The 935-nt window shown below is 41.6% G+C and carries 1 protein-coding gene; it reads right to left on the reverse strand.

Translation table 11 applies throughout. From position 1 onward, the window contains the following. Positions 1 to 785: IS3 family transposase (locus tag B5F88_RS19785; RefSeq protein WP_087937081.1), on the reverse strand; the 785-nt coding region annotated here is incomplete at its 3' end. Positions 786 to 935: the final 150 nt, after the last annotated feature.

Genomic DNA, 935 nt, shown 5'->3' on the forward strand with positions numbered 1-935 from the left:
AATGTAAAGGTAACTAATTGGGTACTGGATTTTCGTGATACCCGGTAACCGACGACCCGTCGTGAAAACAGGTCAAGAATAACACACAGAAAAACTGGGTGCTCTTTGATTTTAAAATATGTAATATCGCTGACCCAAATTTCGTTTGGACGCTGGGTTTTAAACTCTTGATTTACTAAATTACGCCTATGGTATTCTTGCCGTTTCATATAAGCCTTTTTAGCATTTTCTCGAACACTCTCCAGGCCCAGTTCCTGCATAATCTGCCGTATTCTCTTTTTACCGACATGGATTCCGTTTTCTGATAGGATTACACGAATTTTTTCTGCGCCAAACCGCTGTTTGCTGTCATAAAAGATTTGCTGTACCTGCACCATAAGAACCTGTTGCTCTTCCTGGTACTTTGTGCGATCTGCTCTTCGGAAAATGTGATTATAAAAAGTACCCCGAGAAACACCCAACGCTTCACATAGCTCATGGACATTATATTGCTCGAAGCGTTCATGAAGGTCCTCTAAAATATCAAGCCTCCTCCTTAGCGGAACTTCAGCTAACAGGTTAGATAGACGAATAATTTGTAAAATGTGCTCTAACCGCTCTTTCTGGAACAAAAGATTCCGGATATCCATTGGCAGCATGTTTTCTTCAGCTATATACTCTTTCTTGTCTTTGACCCAGCGATAAATGGTACTAGGCGCAACACCGAATTTTCCTCTTATATCTGTGAGAGGCTGCCCAAGTTGATATGCAGAAATGATTTCCTGTTTTTCTTCTTCAGAATACATTTTAGGCACGATTCTAGACACATCCTTTCGGGTTTAGACATGTTGTTAGGGTCGGGCGAAATTAACCACTCCGGGTCAGGAGAAAATCGCCAATTTTGGTCAAACGAAAATCACCAATCTGGGGTAGCCAGCCCCCAGGTAGTATTGTTT

The sequence above is a fragment of the Flavonifractor sp. An306 genome (genome assembly GCF_002159455.1).
Lineage (GTDB): Bacteria > Bacillota > Clostridia > Oscillospirales > Oscillospiraceae > Flavonifractor.